The sequence below is a fragment of the Enterobacter sp. KBR-315C3_2022 genome, from assembly GCF_041399425.1.
Classification (GTDB): domain Bacteria; phylum Pseudomonadota; class Gammaproteobacteria; order Enterobacterales; family Enterobacteriaceae; genus Enterobacter.
On the sequence record NZ_JBGKEB010000047.1, the window covers coordinates 1 to 5,667 of the forward strand.

The window sequence follows — 5,667 nt, forward strand, 5'->3', positions numbered from 1 at the left end:
GTATAATAATGAAATATAAGTTATTCATGGTAGGCATTATGTTATTTTAAGCATGTAACCACTTGGGTGTTTTATAGTCAACGCTTAGGGGTAACCCTCTCTAAAATTGGTATAACCACAAGTATATGCTGGATAATTGTTAAAAGAGTTATAATTTAGTAAAATTAATTAATTAAATTGCGATGTTTAGTTGTTAATTTGTAAATGCCTTGATTTCAAAACAATGACCGTTCATTCAAAAAACATTGAATCCACATAAAATTTCAACATTAACAACGTGGTAGTCTCTTGGGTAAGAGTAACTAATTGTTTCATTTCAACTAGCATGATAAAGTCCAGCAATGTCTATAATTTACAGGATGTTGTTTTAGATGAATAATGCACCGAAATTAATCATACCATTTTTCCTTTTGAGTTACTCAGTGGAATCGGCTCCGTTATATTTTAACTCGACAGAAGTCGTTGAGGTAGGTACCTGGGACTGGAAGAACAAAGGATATATCATAGGCGGAGGGGATGGTAATTATGGTAACCTTACTTTAAAAGGTTCATCTGGCTACAATCACGCATTCAATGTTGGCGTTGATGGCGGGAATGGTATTTTAACCTTATCTGAATCAACAAAAAACCTGAGCAATAATACTTATTTTTCGACAGGAACTGTATCTGCTGGTAATAATTCAGTGAGTAATACAACAGGAATTATTAACATAGTAGGTCAGGGTACTGGACCTATAACTATACTTGACCTTAGTGTAGGGAGCAGTGGCCTAATGGACTGGAATACACAACGCAATAGTCATGTGGATGGCACGCTAAATATTATAGAGGGTGCAGTTTTAAATGTTGTTGCGCCTGATATTTTCTCAAACAACGGAGCTTATGTAGGCTTTGGAAACACCAGTAATACGGGGGTTGTTAATGTTTCTGGTGAGGGGAGTGAACTTAATATAATAAATAACGATCCTTATCTTGGAGACTCCGTAGAAAATGGCTCTTTATACATAGGATTCATTGGTTCAGGTACTGTTAATATTACCGACGGCGGCAAGTTGTCGGCAGGAAGAATAAGTGCTTCAACAACTCTTGTTCAGGATGATTCAGTTTCTGCACTAAAGCCACCTTCAGCTGAAATCAATGTTTCAGGCGAGAACAGCCAGCTCATTGTCCGAAGCCAGATGTCTCTTGCGGCAGATGCCCTTGATACCCTCCAGTCGATTGACGTAAAATATACTCAAAAAGGTGCTGGCTCAGCTGTTCTTAATGTAGATAACTATGCCGATGTAATATTTGAAGGCAAGGCTAACACCGATCAGGATGGTTTCGAAAATCCCGTCTCAGGCCTTTTCATGGCCAGTAGTGCAGGAACGTCTGCAATTGTTAATCTCAATAAAAATGGTTTTATCACAATCGCAAACAGTATTTTATCGCCTGAAGAGGACGCTATCGTTGCAGGGGATGGAAAATATGCATTTAATTTGAATGGCGGCACTCTGCGTGTTAATGATTGTAAATATTGCGATAACCGCTTATCCACCAAAGTTAATATGAACGTTCTCTCTGAATCCGTCCTTGAAGCCGATGACGCGAAAGAAATGTATCTTAACGGTTCATTATCTGGTAAAGGCGGGATAGTTAAGTCAGGCGAAGGTTTGGTGGCGTTATCCGGGGTGAATAGCTATTCGGGTGGAACCCGGGTTGAAGGTGGGGAACTGCGTTCAGAAAGTAAAGATGCATTCGTAAATAATACCCCCTACACCGTAAATGCAGGAAAGCTCAATCTCAATAATCATAATTTAGTTATGTCATCGCTTTCTGGCAAAGGAGGTATCGTCGATGTAACAGACGCTAGCCTTATTATTGACCAGAATGTCGATAGCCTTTATGCCGGTTCATTTGCAGGTTCCGGCCAGACTGAAAAAAACGGAACATCTGTATTATATCTCAGCGGCGACAGCAAAGATTATAACGGAGATTTTTCGGTTGCCGAAGGTGGTGTAGACTCATCTAATGCCTTGGGGGGGAATATCTTTGTCCAAAATGAAGGTACTTTATCTGCCGAAGGATCTTTAGGAAATACCACTGTTAAAGAAGGCGGAGTATTAAGAGTAGGTAGTTATTATTCTGACAAATTTACGCCATCTCAGCTGGTTATCGATAATAAATTTATGAATGATGGAAGCATTATTCTGGGTAGAGTCGGGGCTATATCCAAAGAGCAAGTCGGCAACGAACTTATTGTCTCAGGCGATTATGCGGGCAATCACGGACAAATTTATTTCAATACTGTACTGGGTGATGATTCCTCTCAAACCGACAGAATGAAAATCGGTGGTGATACCTCCGGGACAACATATGTGCACGTGAATAACGTTGGTGGAACAGGGGATTATACTACCCACGGAATCGAACTTATCAGCGTAGCTGGTCAATCCAATGGCGTTTTCTTACAAAAAGGTCGTATTGTTGGAGGCGCCTACGAATATTACTTAAGTCGGGGTAAAGATACTGACTACAGTAACTGGTATCTTGTAAATACCAAACCAGAGCCTGGACCGGAACCTGCACCAGAGCCGACACCGGAACCTACACCAGAGCCGACACCGGAACCTACACCAGAACCTGGACCGGAGCCTACACCTAAGCCTGAACCAATAATTCGCCCGGAAGGAACCGAGTATGCAGCAAACCTTCTGGCCGCAAATACGCTTTTTGTTCACAGGCTACACGATCGCCTGGGCGAAACGCATTATGTTGATGCACTAACTGGTGAAGAGAAAGTAACCAGCATGTGGTTACGAAATATCGGTGGCCATAACAGGTTTAAGGACAGTACTGGTCAGTTGAAAACTCAGGCAAATCGATATGTTTTACAGCTGGGTGGGGATGTTGCTCAGTGGAGCAGTAATGCTAACAATCGCTTTCATATTGGTGTTATGGGTGGATACGCTAACCAAAAAAGCAATACCCGTAGTAGTTATAGCGGTTACCGGGCTGATGGTAGCGTCAACGGTTATAGTGTCGGCATGTACGGGACATGGCTTCAGGATAACCAGGAAAAAACAGGTGGATATGTTGATACCTGGATGCTTTATAACTGGTTTAGCAATACGGTGAGCGGCGAAAAACTGGCGTCGGAAGGTTATAAATCCAAAGGGATAACTGCATCTGTTGAAGCCGGTTACACATGGAAGACCGGTGAGAAAAATACTCGAGAAAGTTATTACGTTCAACCTGTGGCACAACTGACATGGATGGGCGTAAAAGCTGATGACCACCATGAATCTAATGGAACTCGCGTGAGTGGTAAAGGAGATGGAAATATTCAGTCCCGTTTAGGTGCAAGGGCCTTCATCAAAGGACACAGCCTCGTGGATGAGGGTAAAAACAGAGTATTCGAACCCTTTGTGGAAATTAACTGGCTACATAACACCAAAACTTTTGGAACGCGAATGGATGGTGTCGAGGTTAAAATAGCTGGGACCCGAAATATTGGTGAGATTAAAACTGGTGTTGAAGGTCAGCTAAATCCAAATCTTAATCTGTGGGGTAATGTTGCCCAGCAGATAGGTGATCAGGGTTACAGCGATACACAAGCTATGATGGGAATAAAGTATATTTTTTAATATACACTGTTGCTTAATATATATTTTAAATAAGATCAGGTGGTTAGTTATTGTATACTTACCTGATCTTATTTTTTAATCTCATTCTATCTTAGACTATTACGAAAGTAGTCGCCGCTTTATGATAGTGACCGCCTTAGTGAGCGTTGTATCCAGCTGTAATTATCGTAAGGGTAGTGCATTTTCTTTAACAGGGATGAACAGGATAATCTTTATGCTAAAAACGCTGTCACTTTTATTACTCATAACGAGCTTCATTTCCAGCGCTGCCCAGGCGGGGCCAATTCAATGGGAATCATGCTTAAACAGCAAGTTCCACTCCTGGTTTGATCTGTCACCTACGCAAAATCTTCGATGCGGCTTCCTCGACGTACCGTTAAAGTATAGAGATGGCAGCAGCATTGAATCATATGGGAACCATCAAACAGTCAGGCTTGCGCTGACACTATTACCCGCGACAGGGGCTCGCAAGGGAAGTTTAATCATGATCAGCGGCGGTCCGGGCATGCCAGGTATCAACCCTGGATTACATCACGACTTTGCCGTGAATAAACTGAGAGAATCCTGGGATATTGTGGGATACGATCCGCGCGGTGTCGGTCAGTCGACTCCGAGAATAAACTGCAAGGTGGCAGAAAATGGATATGCCACTCCTGTTGATGAATGGCAGGAAGCCCGGAACATGCTCAAAGCCTGCATCGATAACACCGGTGCTGAGGTTCTCAGGCATATAGGTACCGATGAAGCGGTCAGTGATGTTGACCGTATTCGCCAGGCACTCAATGAACCAAAACTAACAGCGGTTGCTTATTCATATGGCACCCAGGTCGCCGCACTTTATGCTGAACGATTCCCCTCGCTAATCAGGGCTATAGTTCTGGATGGTGTTGTCGACCTGGATGAAGCCAAAAATGATAATATAATGAGGCTTAATCAGGAACGAGGATTTCAGCAGACGTTTGAGCGTTTTGCCGCCTGGTGCGCAGAAACAGGCAGCTGTCCTCTTTCATCAGATAAGGCTCTCGCTAGTCAACAATACCGAAATCTGTTGAGCCAGCTGCACTCGCATCCACTTTCTTATGGCACTGAGGGACAGAAAGTGTCTGACGAGGAGCTGTTATCGCTCACGACAGATCTATTACTATGGCGCTCAACCTGGCCAGATCTGGCTACTGCGGTTAGGCAGTTTAGCGCCGGTATTGTCAGTGAAGAGATCAGCAATAGGCTGGATGATTATGTAAAAGCATACGGGGATTCAGATGCGCTAAACGTTATCAGCTGTGTCGATCAGTCTTTGCCCACTCTTAGTCAGGAAGAGAACTTTATCCAGAAGATGCGCATAAGAAATGCTTTTGCTGCAACAAATTTTCAGCCGGATGTAACAATCCCCATCGGATTGTGTGAGGTCATGCCGTGGAGGAATAACGTTCTCGCGAAGCGCCCTGCGAATGTTCCCCGGCTTAATCAGCTACTGTTTGTTGCACAACGCTATGATGCAACCACTCCATGGAACAATGCCAGGGCAATGGCCACGCTATTCAACAGTCCACTTGTAACGCTAGAAGGGGACGGGCATACGTTGGCATTATCAGGCACAAACCTCTGTATAAATAAAGCCGTCGTGAATTATCTGATTAATCCAGAAAAAAAACTTAGCGATAGTATTTGTCGCTGATAGTAAAAGCAGGTCAGAGATCTCTTCAAACGGTGGTGCCGATTACAGGCACCACGAATTTTCACCCACCATATCTGACTTAAGCGGCTGGGGCTAAATTTACCGGTTCAGATTTTTTATGACGTCGTTCCAACCTTTTAGGGCAGGGGAAGAGTATTTATGTATATCGATCCGAAGTCATCGTTTTGAACTGGAGAATAATAATTCAATATTTTCAAAATGTTCTTTTTATTATACTTATAATAAAATCAAGCGAACCTTTTAAAAGATGACTTCATTATTCTGAAAATATAATAACCCATTACTGAGTGATGTAAGACTGTTTAACTTATCGTTATCATTTGTATTAATGGAATTATTATGTAT

At 42.6% G+C, this 5,667-nt stretch carries 2 protein-coding genes; both read left to right on the forward strand.

All coding sequences use genetic code 11. The annotated features are described in order from the left end of the window. Positions 1-371: 371 nt before the first annotated feature. Positions 372-3,626 carry an autotransporter outer membrane beta-barrel domain-containing protein gene (locus tag AB8804_RS22965; RefSeq protein WP_371190234.1) on the forward strand — a complete coding sequence of 1,085 codons (3,255 nt, stop codon included), beginning with the start codon at positions 372-374 and terminating at the stop codon, positions 3,624-3,626. 196 nt (positions 3,627-3,822) lie between these two features. Further along, positions 3,823-5,301 (forward strand): alpha/beta fold hydrolase, encoded by a 1,479-nt coding sequence (locus tag AB8804_RS22970; protein ID WP_371190235.1) that lies wholly within the window; start codon positions 3,823-3,825, stop codon positions 5,299-5,301. Positions 5,302-5,667 lie beyond the last annotated feature (366 nt).

Coding starts and splice junctions, on each gene's coding strand:
- AB8804_RS22965 (WP_371190234.1), top strand. CDS start 372: ATGAATAATGCACCGAAATTAATCATACCATTTTTCCTTTTGAGTTAC.
- AB8804_RS22970 (WP_371190235.1), top strand. CDS start 3,823: ATGAACAGGATAATCTTTATGCTAAAAACGCTGTCACTTTTATTACTC.